Genomic DNA, 17,001 nt, shown 5'->3' with positions numbered 1-17,001 from the left:
AAGGTTTGAGAAAATGCACATTTACTGCTCAGGTGGCATGATCACGTCTTTTTTCAGGGACAATGAACATGCTTATCGGTTATGTACGAGTGTCAACAAATGACCAGAATACGGCGCTGCAACGAAATGCGCTTGATTGCGCAGGATGTGAACTAATTTTTGAAGACAAGATCAGCGGAAAAACATCGGACAGGCCTGGCTTGAAAAAGGTTCTCAGAACCTTATCAGAAGGTGACACACTGGTGGTCTGGAAACTGGATCGACTCGGTCGCAGTATGCGACACCTTGTCGTCCTTGTGGAGGAGTTGCGGGAACGTGGCATTAACTTTCGTAGCCTTACCGACAGCATAGATACTTCCACACCAATGGGGAGATTCTTCTTTCATGTCATGGGGGCTCTGGCAGAAATGGAAAGGGAGTTGATAGTTGAGCGTACCAGGGCCGGTTTAGAAGCTGCTCGCGCAGAAGGTCGGATCGGTGGCCGCAGGCCAAAGTTAACCGCTGAGCAATGGGCGCAGGCTGGAAGACTATTGGCCGCAGGGGAAACGCGTCAGCGCGTGGCAATAATCTACGATGTTGGCATGTCGACGCTATATAAAAAATTTCCTGCTAATAGGTAAATCATAGTGTTACTTGTGGTCAAGGATTTATCTTTTTTTGCACGCTTGATCTTTCCATTTTAGGTTATTACTGTATATATAAACAGTATTTATGTGGGGTGATTTATGCCGCGTCGTTATGACATTGAGGCCGCATTCCGGTCTGCTGTAGTTGTTGAGCCCAGCGGTCGCAGGACACTACGAACAGTTGATTTTGTGCGGGAACTGAAGAAAGTGAACTGGGATTTCTCCTTGCGGGATGCAAATGCCTGGATAGAGGCCAGCATAAGCACATTCAGGGACATTTCCCCGGCAGAGGGTGAGGATCGTTTGTTCATGCTCTATAACCCGAACGGGGGGCTATGACATGGGGTTTCCATCGCCGGCGGCTGACTACATTGATCATCGCATATCGCTTGATGAGAAATTTATAGATCATCCAGCATCTACATATTTCATGAGATCTGGGCAAACCTATTGGCGAGAAGGTATTTTGAACGGTGCTTTGTTAGTCGTTGATAGTTCACTTACGCCATGTGATGGTTCTCTTCTCGTCTGCAACATCGATAATGAGCTAAGGATAAAGCGTTATCGTTTACATCCCAAACCGCACCTGGTGAATCTGGAGAGCGGTAAGCGTGAAGATATACCATCGACTTCTGGTGATTATAATGTGACATCACCAGTTTTTGGGGTGATTACCTATATCATCAATGATGCTCGCTCTGGTGAGTTTGATGATTGTCCGGTAATTTGAATTGCTGCTGCGGTTTATCATGTGCCATTTTTGTGTCGCACACGGTAAAACGTAGTCCACTTTCTTACATCATGTGCCATTAAGTTACTTATTGTGAATGCGGCAATGTGTATGTAAAACAGCTAGTTAAATGTGATTCTACTAATTCGTAATGCGAAGGTCGTAGGTTCGACTCCTATTATCGGCACCATCCTACCTATTTTAACCTCTCCTTAAGTCTACTTAAACACCCTTTAAACCCTTATAATACGCGGTTTCACGGCCCTTGTTGTCTCTGCTCGTCTACTCACGTTCACAGAAATCTACGGTGAGTTGGGGGGCATAAGTGGGAGCATTCTGTGTTCGGTTCAGGGAGATGCCCCCAATGAAAAGAAAAAATTTCAGCGCAGAGTTTAAACGCGAATCCGCTCAACGCGTCCTTGACCACAACGACACCGTTGCTGATGTGGCCAGTGCTATAAATTTTGGTCTTTCTACTATGACGCGATGAGTAAAGCAGTTGCGGGATGAACGACAGGGCAAAATGCAAAAGCCTCTCCCATAGGACAGGCAAGCGTTGGGCTTACCTCGCTGTTGTTCTCGATCTGGTCGCAAGAAAACCGGCAGGTTGGGCAATGTCATTCTTATCGAACAACAGGCTGACTATCAAGGTGCTGGAAATGACGTGGGTAACTCTTTCGCAACGCAGCTAACTCTTCTTCATTCCATAATCGCGCCAGATGAGCGCCACTCTGGAGCCCAGGCTTTGCCGCATGTGCCTGGATTGAGCTAAGGTTTCGCCCGGGTAATAGTTGGCTGACGGAGCGAGCACTTTCACCAACAGCGTAATGTGCACGCAGAATGGCGACCTCTTCTTCAGACCAGGGGAGCATAGCTTCAATCTTTCTGCATCCTGGCATTTTTGTATTCAATCCGATCAAAACCACTGCGCGTCCCAGGATATTCGGCAATGCCGCGGGTGGGAATTTTCCCGTCGCGTTGCCCCAGAAAATAAAGCTCCGGCAACGTCCATCGGGTACGGAGGGGATGGGATTTATCTCCGGCTTTCATAGGCGCGCCCTGCAAAACGTCTGAGCAAGCGGTTATTATTCATCTTAAGAAGACTCCTTGTACCTTTGATATGGTCACTTCAGCAGAATATCATGGACTGTCAGCAGAAATATCTACATTCTCTTCCTGAAAGCATTAGGTTATTAAGAATTTCCTTTTATTCTCGCGGCGAATGTTTTGTGGGTTTCAGTAAATATTCCCAAACTGAAAAGTGGTAATCTTGGAAAGTTCTTAATACCTTTGCCTGACTCTATTTAAACCCTGTGAGAATAATATTATGTACTCTTGCTAAATGTATATTAAGCATTGATTATATTAAAAGTTCTCCTTGTTCCCTTTACCTTTAATTCATTTGCTGGTAAAAAATAGAACCACGCTTTATATCCCCTTTATCTACCCAATAATGGATGTATTTATTCAGGAGACAGAACTATCATGGCAGATTCATTTCAGTCTGAAATTCCAAAAGCACGTGTTAATATTCGGCTTGATTTACATACGGGCGGTGCTCAGAAAAAAGTTGAACTTCCCCTCAAACTTCTCTCCGTTGGTGATTTCAGCAACGGCAAAGCAGAAGGCCCGCTGTCTGAACGTGAGAAAATTAACGTTAACAAAAACAATTTCAATAGCGTACTGGCCGAGCTGACGCCACAGATGAACCTCACCGTCAAAAACACTCTCGCTAACGACGGTTCGGAAGAGAATATTCAACTGCAATTCCAGGATATGAAGGACTTTGAGCCAGAGCAGGTTGCCCGTCAAATTCCACAGCTGCGTGCGATGCTGGCGATGCGCAATTTACTGCGCGACCTGAAATCCAATTTACTGGATAACGTTACTTTCCGGAAAGAACTGGAAAAAATTCTGAAAGACCCTTCACTCAGCGACGAACTGCGTAATGAGCTCAATGCGCTCGCCCCGTCCCAGAACTCATAACTGGAAACTTTTAACGGAATAATCACGAGTAAAATGCTTATGTCTCTTAATAATGAATCCCAGGCTCATACTGGCGGCGCGACCGTGCAAAATACCCTGCCACAGGGCGGTGTCTACGCATCTCTGTTCGAAAAAATTAATTTAACGCCGGTGTCAAAACTGGGCGCACTGGATGGTTTTCAGGACAATAACATCATGGCGGAAACTTCTGCCGACGCGCGTGTTACCGCCGCAGTACAGGTATTTATGCAATGCCTGAAAAAATCCGGACAGACCGTTGAGAAGCTGGATAAAACGCTGCTCGACCATCACATCGCCGAACTGGACTTCCAGATTAGTCGTCAGCTCGATGAAGTGATGCACAATGATGAGTTCCAGAAAGTGGAATCCGTCTGGCGCGGTCTGAAATCGCTGGTGGATAAAACCGACTTCCGCCAGAACGTAAAACTGGAAATTCTTGACCTCTCCAAAGACGAATTGCGCCAGGATTTCGAAGACTCCCCGGAAATTATCCAGAGCGGCCTGTACAAACAAACGTATATCGCGGAATACGACACCCCGGGCGGTGAACCGATTGGTGCGATTATCTCTGCTTACGAATTCGACGCTTCGGCCCAGGATGTGGCGCTGATGCGTAACCTGTCCAAAGTCTCTGCGGCTGCGCACATGCCATTTATCGGCTCCGCAGGCCCGAAATTCTTCCTGAAAGATTCGATGGAAGAAGTGGCGGCCATCAAAGACATCGGCAACTACTTTGACCGTGCTGAATACATCAAGTGGAAATCTTTCCGTGACACGGACGACTCCCGCTACATCGGTCTGGTCATGCCGCGTGTGCTGGGACGTCTGCCGTATGGCCCGGATACCGTGCCGGTGCGCAGCTTCAACTACATCGAAGAAGTGAAAGGCCCGGATCACGACAAGTACCTGTGGACCAACGCCTCGTTCGCCTTTGCCGCCAACATGGTGAAAAGCTTCATCAACAACGGCTGGTGCGTACAGATTCGTGGCCCACAGGCGGGCGGCGCGGTGCAGGACCTGCCAATCCATCTGTATGATCTCGGTACCGGCAATCAGGTGAAAATCCCGTCTGAAGTGATGATCCCGGAAACCCGCGAGTTTGAATTTGCCAACCTCGGCTTCATTCCGCTGTCGTACTACAAAAACCGCGACTACGCGTGCTTCTTCTCGGCGAACTCCACCCAGAAACCGGCGTTGTATGACACCGCAGATGCAACCGCTAACAGCCGCATCAACGCCCGCCTGCCGTACATCTTCCTGCTGTCGCGTATCGCGCACTACCTGAAACTGATTCAGCGTGAAAACATCGGCACCACTAAAGACCGCCGTCTGCTGGAGCTGGAGCTGAACACCTGGGTACGCAGTCTGGTCACAGAAATGACCGATCCGGGCGACGAGTTGCAGGCTTCCCACCCGCTGCGCGATGCGAAAGTACTGGTGGAAGATATCGAAGACAACCCGGGCTTCTTCCGCGTGAAGCTGTACGCCATCCCGCACTTCCAGGTGGAAGGGATGGACGTCAACCTGTCGCTGGTTTCCCAGATGCCGAAAGCAAAATCGTAAACCAGGCAGGAAACCGATGAAGACGGAACAACCGTTATGGGGCAGGGGCGTCATGGTCTCTCCCCAGCACTTCCAGCAACAGGTCGCTTATGCGGCCTGGTCTGCGGAATGTATTGCACAAATGGGCCTCAACCACCCTTGGGGAGTGATTGAGGCGGCGTTTGAACCGGACGCGCTGAAGCTTGGACGTTTGCAGGCCCGCAAGCTACATGTTCGTTTTCAGGACGGTACGCTTGTTGATAGCGATAATGCCGATGGTCTGCCACCTGTATTGCTGCTGGACGGTGAATCAGGTGAAACGCTGGTCATGCTGGCGCTTCCATTGATGCGCGCCAACGGTGGCAATTGTTTGGCTCCGGATGCCGTTGCAGAGCGCCCGGTACGTTACCGTCAGCGCTGGCATGATGTGCGTAACACCTTTGGTGATGATACCCGCCAGATTGCGGTGATGCAGCCTGAACTTACGCTTCGCTTCTCCTATCAGAACAACAGTGATTATCTAACCTGTCCGGTTGCGCGTCTGCAGCAGGATTCGCAGGGCGTGTGGGCGCTGGATGATGCCTTCCTTCCTCCGTTGATGACCGTGCAGAGCAGCCGATGGCTGACGGTCCAGCTTGAACACCTGATGACTCAGTTGCGCGCGCGCCTGACGCGCCTGATGGCAATGCGTCGAGAAAGCAACGAAAGAATGGCGGACTTTGCCGTCGCCGACGTTTCCCTGTTCTGGCTACTCAACGCGCTTAACAGCGCGGAACCGGTGTTGGGACAGTTTCAGCGCTTTCCACAAAGTGCCACAGAGCGGCTTTACCCGGAGCTTGCCCGTCTGGCGGGCAGTCTGCTGACGTTTTCCCTTGAGCATCAGGTTAGTGCTATCCCGGCGTATCAGCATGAGCAACTGAATGCGGTTTTCCCTCCGTTATTCGATCTGCTAAGTGACCTGCTGGAAGCCAGCCTGCCGTCACGCGTGGTGTCCGTCGAGCTTACCCATGACAAACGCCTGCATCAGTGGCTGGCTCGTTTGCAGGATCCTCGCCTGCGTGAAGGGGCGGATTACTACCTGTCGGTGCGTTCTCACATTCCTGTGGCGCAGCTACAGGAGCAGTTCCCGCGTCAGTGCAAAGTGGGTAGCCCGGATTACGTGACAAGCCTGGTGAATGCCTCCCGTCAAGGGGTTCCGCTAAAGGCGCTGCGCCATGTTCCTGCCGCCATTCCTCTGCGACTGGAAAATCAGTATTTCTCGCTCGACCTGTCTCATCCTGCGGCGCAGGAGATGCTCCAGAGCGGTAGCTGTATGTTCTACACCCCGGGCACGCTGGGTGAACCCGAACTTGAACTTTACGCGGTACTGAGAACATGAGTGATAACAAACGCGGTGCGACCGCATCCATTGATATCGATGCACTGTTGCAGGACACCTGGTTACAGGTTATCAGCCTGCGTCACGGCCCTCAGTTTCAGGAGGGTGAAGGACGCGTGTTATGGGACCGCTGTGTCTCCGATGTGGATCGTGTCCAGCAGGCGCTGAAAGCCAGCGGACTGGATGATGCCAGCTGTCAGCATATTCTCACCGCGCAGTGTGCGTTGCTCGACGAAGCCGTTAAAAGCCGTGGTATTCAGGATGATGCCTGCGTGCAGTGGTACGACATTCCGCTCCAGGGGCATTTCCTTGGCACGATGGATGCGGGTGACACCCTGTGTGACCGGATGCGGGATGTTCTGCGTGAACCGACCCCGGACTGCGCGGTGTTGACCTGTTTTCAGCGCGTGATGATGTTGGGTTTTCTCGGCAGTTTCCGCTCGCTGAACGATCCCGATCGTCAGAAGCTGGTGAACGCGCTCAATGAGCATGTCGCGCCATTCAGCTATCCGCAAACACATCCGATACTGGCAGAGAGCCGCGCCGGTCGGGGTATGGGCGGCTGGTTCTCTTCCTGGCCGATTCGCATTGCGGTGAGTGTGGTGGTGATTGCTGCCCTGTGGTGGGGCCTGAACAGTTGGCTGGATCAGATGTTGGTTACTCTGCTGCCAGGAGCGGTGAAATGAGTGCTGCACAACAACGGCTGCTGGCGTTGTTGGCGGTATTGCTTAGTGGTGTAGTGTGTCTGGGCTTTTTGCCGACGACAGGCTGGGTATCGGTACTCATCCTGCTGGCGGCCTGGGCAGTGATTGCGGTGGTCTGGTTCATTGCGGGCCGCGGTGCTGAGCATCAAACCGAACTGCGTCTGGATAATCTACCAGAAGCGACTTACCGCCAGCCTGTCGTACTGGTCTGTGGCGATCTGACACAGTCCTGGCCGGAGCATTCACCGGTGCTGACGGTAACTCAGGGGTGCTGGATCCGTGTGGAAGATAACCAGGATCTGGCGCAGGTTGCCCGCCAGTTGTTGTGGTTGCGTCCGGACTGGGGGCGTCAGATCTCGGTGATGGTCAGCGTCTGTCCGCAGCATCATGCGGATACTGAAGCGCTGACCAGTCGCCTGCTGTCGCTGCGTTGGCAAATCAGTCAGCTCCGCCGTGAATCGGGGCATTCCGTTCCTGTGGTACTGAATGGACTAACAGGCAGTGCCATGATGAACGATATGCTCTGGCAGGCGGCTATCCCGGGAGAAGGTATCAGCGTCTGGCGTGAATCCGCAGCCCCGAGCCCGATATCGACATGGGTGACCACCGGTGGTGCGATGGCGATGCAGCAGCAGGTGCTGATGAACAGTCTGATGACCTGGTTCCACCACCATGTCAAAGTTGTGTTCATGGATAAAAACCCAGATATGCCCGTGATTGCACCCGCGGCAGTACTGTGGGGAATGGGGCCTATCCTTGCCGGAAGCCTGGCGTCCTCGGTCTGGACCGCCTGGCTTTCACGTCACACCGCGATGCAGCATGTTGCGGGCTGGCAGCCAGTAGGAACAGACAGTACCGTCATGTCACTGATGCCTGATTTCGTGCTGCCGCTGCTGCCGGAAGGCCAGGGACTTACACCGCGTCAACGAACCTGGCGCTGTGCCCTGACGCTTATTACCCTGGCTGCTGTCGCCGCGTTGCTCTGTAGTGGCTGGAATAACCAACAACTTTTGCATCGTCTGAGCTTTGACATCCAGCGCTATGACCGTATTTCGATGGATGATTACGTCCCGAAAGCGGAGGCGGTAAACGTGCTGCGTCAGGATGCGGCGCAACTTGATGGCTGGGCGCGTAATGGCGAACCCATGCGCATGAGCCTGGGGCTGTATCAGGGCGAACGTCTGAGAATGCCAGTGCTGGAAGCGATCCGCTCTTATGTGTCTCCTCCACCCCCTCCGCCAAAACCGAAAGTTGTGCCAACGATTGTCCGCCTCGACAGCATGTCCCTGTTCGATTCCGGCAAATACGACCTCAAACCCGGTTCTACCAAACTGCTGGTCAATTCCCTGGTCGGCATCAAAGCCAAACCGGGCTGGCTGATCGTGGTTGCCGGGCACACGGATAACACTGGCAATCCAGGGCTTAACCAGACGCTCTCGCAGAAACGTGCCGAATCGGTGCGCGACTGGATGCGTGACACCGGTGACGTCCCAGAAAGCTGTTTTGCGGTGCAGGGCTATGGTGAAAGCCGCCCCATCGCAACCAATGACACCGCGGAAGGCCGTGCGCTCAACCGTCGTGTCGAAATCAGTCTGGTACCGCAGGCGAATGCCTGCCAGATACCGGGCAAAACCCTGACGTCATCGCAGGATGATGACGTCGTTAAAAATGAAATGGAGAAGTAACCATGGCAATTCCAGTCTATCTGTGGCTGAAAGACGATGGCGGCGCGGACATCAAAGGTTCCGTTGACGTTAAAGATCGCGAAGGCAGCATCGAAGTGGTGGCACAGGATCACAGCTTGTACATCCCGACCGATAACAACACCGGCAAACTGACCGGTACCCGTATCCACACGCCGTTCCTGTTCACCAAGGAAATCGACTCCTCCAGCCCGTATCTGTACAAGGCGGTGACCACCGGTCAGACCCTGAAATCGGCGGAGTTCAAGTGGTACAAAATCAATGACGCGGGCCAGGAAGTTGAGTATTTCAACACCAAACTGGAAAACGTGAAACTGGTGAAAGTTGCACCAAAAATGCACGACATCAAAGATCCTGCGATGGAAAAACACAACCATCTGGAAATGATCGAACTGCGTTACGAAAAAATCACCTGGACCTACAAAGACGGCAACATCATTCATTCCGATTCCTGGAACGAACGCACTACCGCGTAAGTCTTTTGCGGGCAGGCTTCCTGTCCGCAGTTTTCCTTAGCGTCTGCGTGCCGGACGCTAAGGAAAATCACAATTCGCCTGCCTGACCTCATGCGCTTCGGTTCCTTGTCAAAAGGGAAAGCGACGGGCGGTAGCGTGCCCGGAAAAAAGAAGAGAGAGAAAATGGAAAACTCAGCCGTCCTGTTACGTCGCCTTAATCCTTACTGCGCCCGTGCGCTCGAAGGCGCCGCTTCCCTGTGCCAGACCCGCGCTCACGCTGAAATCCTGCCGGAGCATTGGCTGCTCAAATTGCTGGAGCAGGGCGAAGGTGACCTCACGGTGCTGGCGCGTCGCTACGAATGGGACATGGACGGCATGTGGCAGGCGCTGCTGGGCTGGCTGGATACACTTCCGCGCTCGGTGCGCAGTCGTCCGGCGCTTGCCGACTCACTTAACGCGCTGTTGAAACAGGCGTGGATGGCGGCCTCACTCCAGGGCGAAGAACAAATCCGCAGCCTGCACCTGCTGATGGCGCTGACTGAAAGCCCGAAACTTATCCGTTGCGACGGCCTGTGGCCGCTGCTCACATTGGGTCAGAGCCAGCTTGAACGCTTACGTCCGTTACTGGACGCGCAGTCGGACGAGCGTCCGGACGTGCAGCAGGAAGAAGAGTTAAAAACCTCTTCCGGCGGTGATGTCGAAATCATCGGTCGCCCGGCAGGTGCAGAAGTGAAAGAAGGCGAACTCAGCCCGGCGCTGCAGAACGCGCTGGATAAGTTCACCCTCGACGTCACCGCCAAAGCGAAAGAGGGCAAAATCGACCCGGTGTTTGGTCGCGACACCGAAATTCGTCAAATGGTGGATATCCTCTCCCGTCGCCGTAAAAACAACCCGATTCTGGTCGGCGAGCCGGGGGTGGGTAAAACCGCGCTGGTTGAAGGCCTGGCGCTCAGAATCGCTGAAGGCAACGTGCCGGAAAGCCTGAAACCGGTCATCCTGCGCACCCTGGACCTCGGCCTGCTGCAGGCGGGCGCTGGCGTGAAGGGCGAATTCGAACAGCGCCTGAAAAACGTGATCGACGCGGTGCAGCAGTCACCGGTACCGATTTTGCTGTTTATCGATGAAGCGCACACCATCATCGGTGCGGGAAATCAGGCGGGGGGCGCAGATGCGGCCAACTTGCTGAAACCGGCTCTCGCCCGTGGCGAACTGCGCACCATCGCGGCGACCACCTGGTCCGAATACAAACAATATTTCGAGCGTGATGCGGCGCTTGAACGCCGCTTCCAGATGGTGAAAGTGGACGAGCCGGACGACGACACCGCCTGCCTGATGCTGCGCGGCCTGAAATCCCGTTATGCTGAACATCATAACGTGCACATTACCGACAATGCGGTACGTGCAGCCGTCACCCTTTCCCGCCGTTATTTAACTGGCCGCCAGCTGCCGGACAAAGCCGTCGACCTGCTCGACACCGCGAGTGCCCGCGTGCGCATGAGCCTCGACACCGTGCCGGAGCCGCTCACCCGCATCCGCGCGCGCATTACTGCGCTGGAAATGGAAAAGCAGGCGCTGCTGGAAGACATCGCAGTGGGCAATCATTCACACGGTGAACGTCTGGCGACTATCGAGCAGGAAGAGAATGCGCTGATTGTCGACTTAGACGAACTGGAAACCCAGTACGGCGAAGAGCTGAAACTCACCGAACAGTTGCTGGAAACCCGCCAGGACATCTCCCGCCAGAGTGAGACGCATAAGCTGCAACATCAACTGAGCGGCATGCAGCACAGCAACCCGCTGCTGGCAGTGGATGTCGATGTGCGCACCGTAGCAACAGTGATAGCCGACTGGACCGGCGTGCCGCTCTCCTCATTAATGAAGGACGAACAGACCGAGCTGCTGACGCTGGAAAACGAAATCGGCAAACGCGTTGTCGGGCAGAATGTGGCGCTCACCGCCATCGCCCAGCGACTGCGTGCCGCCAAAACCGGGCTGACGTCCGAAAACGGCCCACAGGGCGTGTTCCTGCTGGTCGGCCCGAGCGGCACCGGTAAAACCGAAACCGCGCTGACGCTGGCTGATGTCATGTACGGCGGAGAAAAATCCCTTATCACCATTAACCTCTCCGAGTACCAGGAGCCGCATACGGTTTCCCAACTGAAAGGTTCCCCTCCGGGCTACGTCGGCTACGGTCAGGGCGGCATCCTTACCGAAGCGGTGCGCAAACGCCCGTACAGCGTGGTCCTGCTCGATGAAGTGGAAAAAGCGCACCGGGACGTGATGAATCTTTTCTATCAGGTGTTCGACCGCGGCTTTATGCGCGACGGTGAAGGGCGCGAAATCGACTTCAGAAATACGGTTATTCTGATGACCTCCAACCTCGGCAGCGACCACCTGATGCAATTACTGGACGAACAGCCGGAAGCGACAGAAGGCGAGCTGCACGAACTGCTGCGCCCCATCCTGCGCGACCACTTCCAGCCCGCGCTGCTGGCCCGCTTCCAGACGGTGATCTATCGCCCGCTGGCAGAAACCGCGATGCGCACCATCGTCGAAATGAAACTCGACCAGGTGAGCAAGCGCCTGCACCGTCATTACGGGCTGACCACGCATATCGAGTCGAGTTTGTACGACGCGCTAACCTCCGCCTGCCTGCTGCCAGATACCGGCGCGCGCAACGTCGACAGCCTGCTCAACCAGCAGATTTTGCCAGTGCTGAGCCAACAGTTGCTGAGCCATATGGCGGCGAAGCAGAAGCCGGTTTCGCTGACGATGGGGTGGAGTGAGGAAGAGGGGATTGGGCTGGGGTTTGATGCAGACAGAGGAGAAGTATGATGAGTACCAACCCGGTAATCCGATTCACCCACAGCCATCATTTACTGGCGGTTAAAGGTACCACCGCCGGACTCGATGTGCTGGCCTTTGAAGGCCAGGAAGCGTTGAGCCAACCGTTCAGTTACCGGGTGGAATTCACCAGCGCAGACCATGCCATCAGCAAAGAGATGATGCTGATGAAGCCGGGTTCGCTGACGCTGCAGGCCCCGGTTGATCAGGGTTACGGCATCAAAATGCAGCAGGCCGTGCGGGTGATTCAGGGCGTGGTGAGTGGCTTTGAACGCCTCAGCACCTCAAAAGATGAGACGCATTATGCGCTGACGTTACAGCCGCGGCTGGCGCTGCTCGACCGGTCGCACCAGAACGCGATTTATCAGGACATGTCGGTCCCACAAATCGTGGAAAAAATCCTGCGTGAGCGCCACAACATGCGCGGTCAGGATTTCCTGTTCTCGCTTGCAAAAGAGTATCCGCGCCGCGAACAGGTGATGCAGTACGGTGAGGATGACCTGCACTTTATTACCCGCCTGTTGGGTGAGGTCGGTATCTGGTTCCGCTTTACCACCGACACGCGCCTGAACATCGACGTGGTGGAGTTTTATGACGGTCAGCAGGGGTATGAAAAAGGCCTGACGCTGCCATCGGTACCGCCGTCTGGCCAGCACTCGGAAGGCGTGGATGCGATCTGGGGAATGGAATGCCACCACAACGTGGTGCAGAGGCAGGTCAGCACCCGCGACTACAACTACCGCCGGGCCACGGACGACATGAACAGCCAGGCGGATGCCACGAGCGGCGACAGCACCACCTATGGCGATGCCTATCACTATGCCGATAACTACCTGACGCAGAGCGGTACAGGCCGCAGCTCGTCTCCGGAGTCCGGCGCGTTCTATGCCCGCGTGCGTCACGAACGCTATCTAAACGGTCAGACGCAGCTCAGCGCCATTACCTCCTGCCCGACCCTGTCGCCAGGACAGGTGCTGAAAGTTACCGGCGGCAATGAAGTGGCGGAGGTGTATGCTAAGGGTGTAGTTATCACGTCGCTGACCAGCCATGCCCGTCGCGACCGGGATTTTGAAGTACATTTTGGCGGCATTCCGGACAGCAGCGATTTTGGCTTCCGCCCATCACCGGGCAAGCGCCCGGTGATGGCCGGCACGCTACCGGCCCGCGTCACCAGCACCACTAAAAACGACACCTACGGTCATATCGACAAAGACGGCCGCTACCGTGTCAACATGCTGTTTGACCGCGACAACTGGGAAACCGGCTTTGAGAGCCTGTGGGTCCGTCAGTCCCGCCCGTATGCCGGGGATACCTATGGCCTGCACCTGCCGCTGTTGGCGGGCACCGAAGTGGCGATTGGTTTTGAGGACGGTAACCCGGACAGACCGTACATTTCAGGCGTGCTGCACGACTCAGCACACGGCGACCACGTTACTATCCAGAACTACAAACGCAACGTGCTGCGCACGCCGGCGAACAACAAAATCCGTCTCGACGACGAGCGCGGCAAAGAGCACATCAAAGTTTCGACGGAGTACGGCGGCAAGAGTCAGCTGAATCTTGGACATTTAGTGGATGCTGAGAAGCAGAAGCGCGGTGAGGGTTTTGAGCTCAGAACCGACAGCTGGGGAGCCATCCGGGCACAGAAGGGGATATTTATCAGTGCCGACGGCCAGACGAAAGCACAGGGCCAGGTGCTGGAGATGGGGGCCGCCCTGAGCCAGCTGCGGCAGGCGCTGAGCCAGGCTGAAGCCCTAAGCAGCGCAGTGGAGACAGCCAGAGCCGAACTGGCTGATATCCAGACCCAGAAGGCGCTGCTGGAGCAGGCGCTGACTGATTTGAAGCATTCGGCGTTGTTACTTTCTGCCCCGGCAGGGATTGCCCAGAGCACGCCGAAAAGCGTGCATTTGTCTGCGGGAGAGAATGTTATCAGTACCAGTGGCAGGCACACGGATTTCAGTGCGCTAAAGAAATTCACCGTAGCGGCTGGGGAGACGATAAGCCTGTTTGCTCAGAAGCTGGGTATCAAAATGTTTGCCAGTAAGGGGAAGGTGGAGATACAGGCACAGAGCGATGAGATGACGCTGGATGCGCTGAAGGATATCCGCATCAGCAGCAGCGAAGGCAGGCTGGTCATCAGTGCGAAGCAGGAAATCATTCTGACGAGCGGGGGCGGCTATATCCGCATTGCGGAAGGGGCTGTGGAGTGCGCGGCACCGGACAAAATTATCCAACGGGCGGCAGTGTGGCAGAAGTTTGGCGGCCAGAGTATGAGCCAGGCGGCGCAGAACTGGGAACGAGCTAATTTTTCTTATACGCCTAAAGCGATTCACTCCTATGATGGTTCGGCCCTGCCAGCACAGAAACTGGCCATCCAGGCTGAGGATGCAGCCTCTCAAACTGTTTCAACCTCTACTGATGGAAAGGGGGCGTTAATGAAGCAGGTTGATGTGGTAATGGACAAATTAAGGTTCGAGGGAGAAAAATAACCATGACGCAAACTGCAGAAAAAGAGATCGTGAGCCGACCTGAATATGATGAAAATGGACGGGCTCACTACAGCCTGCCAAATGCCAGAGTGGAGGACAATCTGGTGGTTGCCTGCCCTAAAGTGGCGGAGAAAGTGATCCCGGTTATCTTTCTGCCGGGCGTCATGGGGTCGAACCTTAAAAAGGTTAAATCGCCAGAAAAAGTCTGGCACGCAGACCTGTTTCAGGGCGCAGATGCTCTGGCATGGACAGCTAAATCAAAAGAACAAAGAAAAGCACTACTGAATCCCCTCTCCACGGAAGTGGATTTAAGGGGGAAGGTACTTTACGACGATCTTGATGGCCGGATGTTTCCCTCCAGAACGGCCCGTGGCTGGGGCAGTGCACTTTATAAAAGCTACGGTGAACCTCTCCACGTTCTGCAATGCATGCTGAATGATGGTCATATTCTGCTTGATAACCTGATTAATGGCACCCACAGACGAACCCCCAGACAGTGGCTTATTGGGAAGCACTTAGGCGCAGAAAAAGGCGAAGAAGCGTTGACAGAAGATGAGGTCAGGCACAGTTACGATTTTTTATTTCCCTTACATGTCTTTGGCTATAACTGGCTGCAGTCAAACGTGGACTCTGCTCAACATCTTGAGCGCTATATCAAACAGGTGTTAAGCGCCTATCACGGCAGACTTGCTGTCAGTAAAGTGATCCTGGTCACGCATTCCATGGGCGGCCTGGTGGCCCGGCATTATTCAGAATATATGAATGGCAGGGAAAATATCCTGGGTATTATTCACGGCGTAATGCCGGATTTGGGGTCACCGGCTGCGTATCGCCGAATGAAGACCGGAGAGCGGGGTATTGTCGGGGCGGTAATTGGTGCTGATGCGGCCAACCTGATGCCGGTGCTGGCTCAGTCACCCGGCCCGCTACAGTTGCTGCCGGGTAAGGCCTACGGGCCGGGCTGGCTGAAAATTAACAGCGGCACGGAAAGGGTGAATAAGCCGGAGTCCGACCCTTATACGGAAATTTATCTTAATGAGAGCGACTGGTGGCGGCTGTGTGAGAGAGAGTTGTTGCTGGATGATGTGGGCAAAGAATGGAAAACATATCAGAGCAGAATAAAAAAGGATGTAGAAAATTTTATTGAAAAATTAAACGGCAAATATCATCCCAATACCTATGCATTTTACGGCGCCAGTGAAAACCATCCTTCGGACGATCATCTGATATGGAAGCAGATCCCGGCACCGAGGCCGGTTATGGGCGTGCCGCTGGAACTCCCCGTTTATCGTCACGTAGAGGGGCTAACCCTCGAATTGACCTCCTCCGGTAGCGCCGGGGACGGCACTGTACCTGTACGTGCCGGGCGTATCAAATTTTCCGGGATACGTTCGCTGCTTGCTACCGACGTGGATCATGAAGGTGCCTATGCCGTGGGGGACACCGGTACGGAAAACGGACTATCTGTCGCAATGAAGTTCACGTTGCGCTCGATTATAAAAATAGCCGGGGAGGTCACCTCATGCGGGTAAGGCATTTATGGCTTGGATTGTTTGCTGTTGTACTTGTTTTATATACAGCGTACTGGTTATTAACCCGCCCGTGGCCGGTAGCCCCTTTAACGGCAAAGGAAAAACAGATGACAGATAAGCTTTTTGAGCAAACCAAACCGCAGTGTATTGGCCGCTTCCTTTTTGATGTGCCCGTTTCATTCAACAACGCAGCGGTGGGTCAGGTAAAGATTAATGAGATGAGAATTACCAGCAAGCGGCTGTATCCTCCGGCGTTTGCACAGCGAATTCGCTTACGAGAGCAGGAGTTAAAAAATAGTCCCACGGTTAGTCTGATAGACCAGCCTTTTCTGAAGCAGGTATATCGGATAAATGACAATGCAGTTATTTTTGATCGCAATGTAAATGAAAGTGTTCCGGGCTTCGGGCGAGTTCTTGAAGGTCATCTGTATAATAATGGAGTGGCATTCATAGTTACTACTGAGGTCACTGACTTATCCGATCCAAAATATAAAAAGGACAGAGAGGATTATTTAAACAGCGGCTCGAAAGAAAGTGATTTAAACGATAAGCCTCAGAAGCTGGCAGAAATGGAAAACCTGCTTTCCCGGTTAAAAGGAAGAGAGGATGATGAGGTACCAGCCAGGCCAGGTGTCTGTATTCCTGACGGTTTTATTAATGATGTGGATGTGATATCAAAGGATGTTATCGATATTATTTATAATAATGATGACTTTGGCCTTATTATTAACAGTGATAATACTCTCCGGAAATCTGAAACTCTGTTAGAAAGAGCTGGTGAAATTAATACCACCCTCATCAGAGTTGGGGCTCATACCCTGAAAAAAGGAGCTGTAAAGCTGCCGGAGATAAATGGCGAAGAGTGGCTGATGAAAGGCAAACAGGATATCTATCATCCGGAAGAGAAAAGCGTTTCTGCCTACAGATTCACTTTTTACGGTAATGAGGATGTTGTTGATTCAAGGCATCCGATATTTTCCGTTGAATTGAA

14 protein-coding genes and 2 pseudogenes are annotated in these 17,001 nt (G+C 53.6%); 15 read left to right on the top strand and 1 reads right to left on the bottom strand.

All coding sequences use genetic code 11. The features are described 5' to 3' along the window. Window positions 1-68: 68 nt before the first annotated feature. From OGY35_RS13220 to OGY35_RS13200, 5 genes and pseudogenes are all read left to right on the top strand, one after another. Entirely contained in the window at window positions 69-620 is a 552-nt protein-coding gene (locus tag OGY35_RS13220) for a recombinase family protein (RefSeq protein WP_286632492.1), read from the top strand. 105 nt (window positions 621-725) lie between these two features. Continuing rightward, on the top strand, window positions 726-965 hold the full coding sequence (locus tag OGY35_RS13215) for a DNA polymerase V (protein WP_229114534.1): 240 nt from the start codon (window positions 726-728) through the stop codon (window positions 963-965). 1 nt (window position 966) lies between these two features. After that, a complete protein-coding gene (locus tag OGY35_RS13210) occupies window positions 967-1,356 on the top strand; it encodes a HumD family translesion DNA polymerase (RefSeq protein WP_286632491.1) in 390 nt (129 codons plus the stop codon). Window positions 1,357-1,720: 364 nt separating this feature from the next. Beyond that, a pseudogene (locus OGY35_RS13205) lies at window positions 1,721-1,843 on the top strand (transposase); the annotation flags it as partial. A 58-nt stretch (window positions 1,844-1,901) separates the two neighbouring features. Then, a pseudogene (locus OGY35_RS13200) lies at window positions 1,902-2,024 on the top strand (IS3 family transposase); the annotation flags it as partial. Window positions 2,025-2,232: 208 nt separating this feature from the next. On the opposite strand, the gene OGY35_RS13195 reads toward OGY35_RS13200, so the two are convergent. After that, window positions 2,233-2,406 carry a hypothetical protein gene (locus OGY35_RS13195; protein WP_286632490.1) on the bottom strand — a complete coding sequence of 58 codons (174 nt, stop codon included), beginning with the start codon at window positions 2,404-2,406 and terminating at the stop codon, window positions 2,233-2,235. Window positions 2,407-2,841: 435 nt separating this feature from the next. Here OGY35_RS13195 and tssB point away from each other — a divergent pair, with 435 nt between their 5' ends. The 10 genes from tssB to OGY35_RS13145 form a co-directional block, all read left to right on the top strand. Continuing rightward, window positions 2,842-3,342: a type VI secretion system contractile sheath small subunit gene (gene tssB, locus OGY35_RS13190; RefSeq protein WP_178826870.1), complete on the top strand. Its 501-nt coding sequence runs from the start codon at window positions 2,842-2,844 to the stop codon at window positions 3,340-3,342. Between the two features lie 33 nt (window positions 3,343-3,375). Then, window positions 3,376-4,926: a type VI secretion system contractile sheath large subunit gene (gene tssC / locus OGY35_RS13185; protein WP_286632489.1), complete on the top strand. Its 1,551-nt coding sequence runs from the start codon at window positions 3,376-3,378 to the stop codon at window positions 4,924-4,926. A 16-nt stretch (window positions 4,927-4,942) separates the two neighbouring features. After that, window positions 4,943-6,283 carry a type VI secretion system baseplate subunit TssK gene (gene tssK, locus OGY35_RS13180; protein WP_286632488.1) on the top strand — a complete coding sequence of 447 codons (1,341 nt, stop codon included), beginning with the start codon at window positions 4,943-4,945 and terminating at the stop codon, window positions 6,281-6,283. Then, window positions 6,280-6,969: a type VI secretion system protein TssL, short form gene (tssL, locus tag OGY35_RS13175; protein ID WP_286632487.1), complete on the top strand. Its 690-nt coding sequence runs from the start codon at window positions 6,280-6,282 to the stop codon at window positions 6,967-6,969. The genes tssK and tssL overlap by 4 nt, the downstream gene beginning before the upstream one ends. Then, entirely contained in the window at window positions 6,966-8,672 is a 1,707-nt protein-coding gene (locus OGY35_RS13170) for an OmpA family protein (RefSeq protein WP_286632486.1), read from the top strand. Before tssL ends, OGY35_RS13170 begins: the two co-directional genes overlap by 4 nt. Before the next feature lie 2 nt (window positions 8,673-8,674). Continuing rightward, window positions 8,675-9,166, top strand: coding sequence for an Hcp family type VI secretion system effector (locus OGY35_RS13165; RefSeq protein WP_042319939.1), 492 nt, complete (start codon window positions 8,675-8,677; stop codon window positions 9,164-9,166). Window positions 9,167-9,328: 162 nt separating this feature from the next. Beyond that, on the top strand, window positions 9,329-11,980 hold the full coding sequence (gene tssH / locus OGY35_RS13160; protein WP_286632485.1) for a type VI secretion system ATPase TssH: 2,652 nt from the start codon (window positions 9,329-9,331) through the stop codon (window positions 11,978-11,980). Beyond that, window positions 11,980-14,478 carry a type VI secretion system Vgr family protein gene (locus OGY35_RS13155; protein WP_286632493.1) on the top strand — a complete coding sequence of 833 codons (2,499 nt, stop codon included), beginning with the start codon at window positions 11,980-11,982 and terminating at the stop codon, window positions 14,476-14,478. Before tssH ends, OGY35_RS13155 begins: the two co-directional genes overlap by 1 nt. Before the next feature lie 2 nt (window positions 14,479-14,480). Further along, window positions 14,481-16,010 carry a lipase family alpha/beta hydrolase gene (locus OGY35_RS13150; RefSeq protein WP_286632484.1) on the top strand — a complete coding sequence of 510 codons (1,530 nt, stop codon included), beginning with the start codon at window positions 14,481-14,483 and terminating at the stop codon, window positions 16,008-16,010. 107 nt (window positions 16,011-16,117) lie between these two features. Beyond that, window positions 16,118-17,001: Tli4 family immunity protein (locus tag OGY35_RS13145; RefSeq protein ID WP_286632483.1), on the top strand; the 884-nt coding region annotated here is incomplete at its 3' end.

Source organism: Citrobacter sp. Ct235, assembly GCF_030332305.1.
Classification (GTDB): Bacteria; Pseudomonadota; Gammaproteobacteria; order Enterobacterales; family Enterobacteriaceae; genus Citrobacter_A; species Citrobacter_A telavivensis.
The sequence above is the reverse complement of the archived record's forward strand: the minus strand, read 5'-3'. Positions and strand labels throughout refer to the sequence as shown.

What these genes read in the sequence shown, in the direction of transcription:
- tssK (WP_286632488.1), top strand. Translation starts at nt 4,943, where the DNA reads ATGAAGACGGAACAACCGTTATGGGGCAGGGGCGTCATGGTCTCTCCC.
- OGY35_RS13150 (WP_286632484.1), top strand. Translation starts at nt 14,481, where the DNA reads ATGACGCAAACTGCAGAAAAAGAGATCGTGAGCCGACCTGAATATGAT.
- OGY35_RS13195 (WP_286632490.1), bottom strand. Translation starts at nt 2,406, where the DNA reads ATGAAAGCCGGAGATAAATCCCATCCCCTCCGTACCCGATGGACGTTG.
- OGY35_RS13170 (WP_286632486.1), top strand. Translation starts at nt 6,966, where the DNA reads ATGAGTGCTGCACAACAACGGCTGCTGGCGTTGTTGGCGGTATTGCTT.
- tssL (WP_286632487.1), top strand. Translation starts at nt 6,280, where the DNA reads ATGAGTGATAACAAACGCGGTGCGACCGCATCCATTGATATCGATGCA.
- OGY35_RS13165 (WP_042319939.1), top strand. Translation starts at nt 8,675, where the DNA reads ATGGCAATTCCAGTCTATCTGTGGCTGAAAGACGATGGCGGCGCGGAC.
- OGY35_RS13210 (WP_286632491.1), top strand. Translation starts at nt 967, where the DNA reads ATGGGGTTTCCATCGCCGGCGGCTGACTACATTGATCATCGCATATCG.
- tssH (WP_286632485.1), top strand. Translation starts at nt 9,329, where the DNA reads ATGGAAAACTCAGCCGTCCTGTTACGTCGCCTTAATCCTTACTGCGCC.
- OGY35_RS13220 (WP_286632492.1), top strand. Translation starts at nt 69, where the DNA reads ATGCTTATCGGTTATGTACGAGTGTCAACAAATGACCAGAATACGGCG.
- tssB (WP_178826870.1), top strand. Translation starts at nt 2,842, where the DNA reads ATGGCAGATTCATTTCAGTCTGAAATTCCAAAAGCACGTGTTAATATT.
- OGY35_RS13215 (WP_229114534.1), top strand. Translation starts at nt 726, where the DNA reads ATGCCGCGTCGTTATGACATTGAGGCCGCATTCCGGTCTGCTGTAGTT.
- OGY35_RS13155 (WP_286632493.1), top strand. Translation starts at nt 11,980, where the DNA reads ATGAGTACCAACCCGGTAATCCGATTCACCCACAGCCATCATTTACTG.
- tssC (WP_286632489.1), top strand. Translation starts at nt 3,376, where the DNA reads ATGCTTATGTCTCTTAATAATGAATCCCAGGCTCATACTGGCGGCGCG.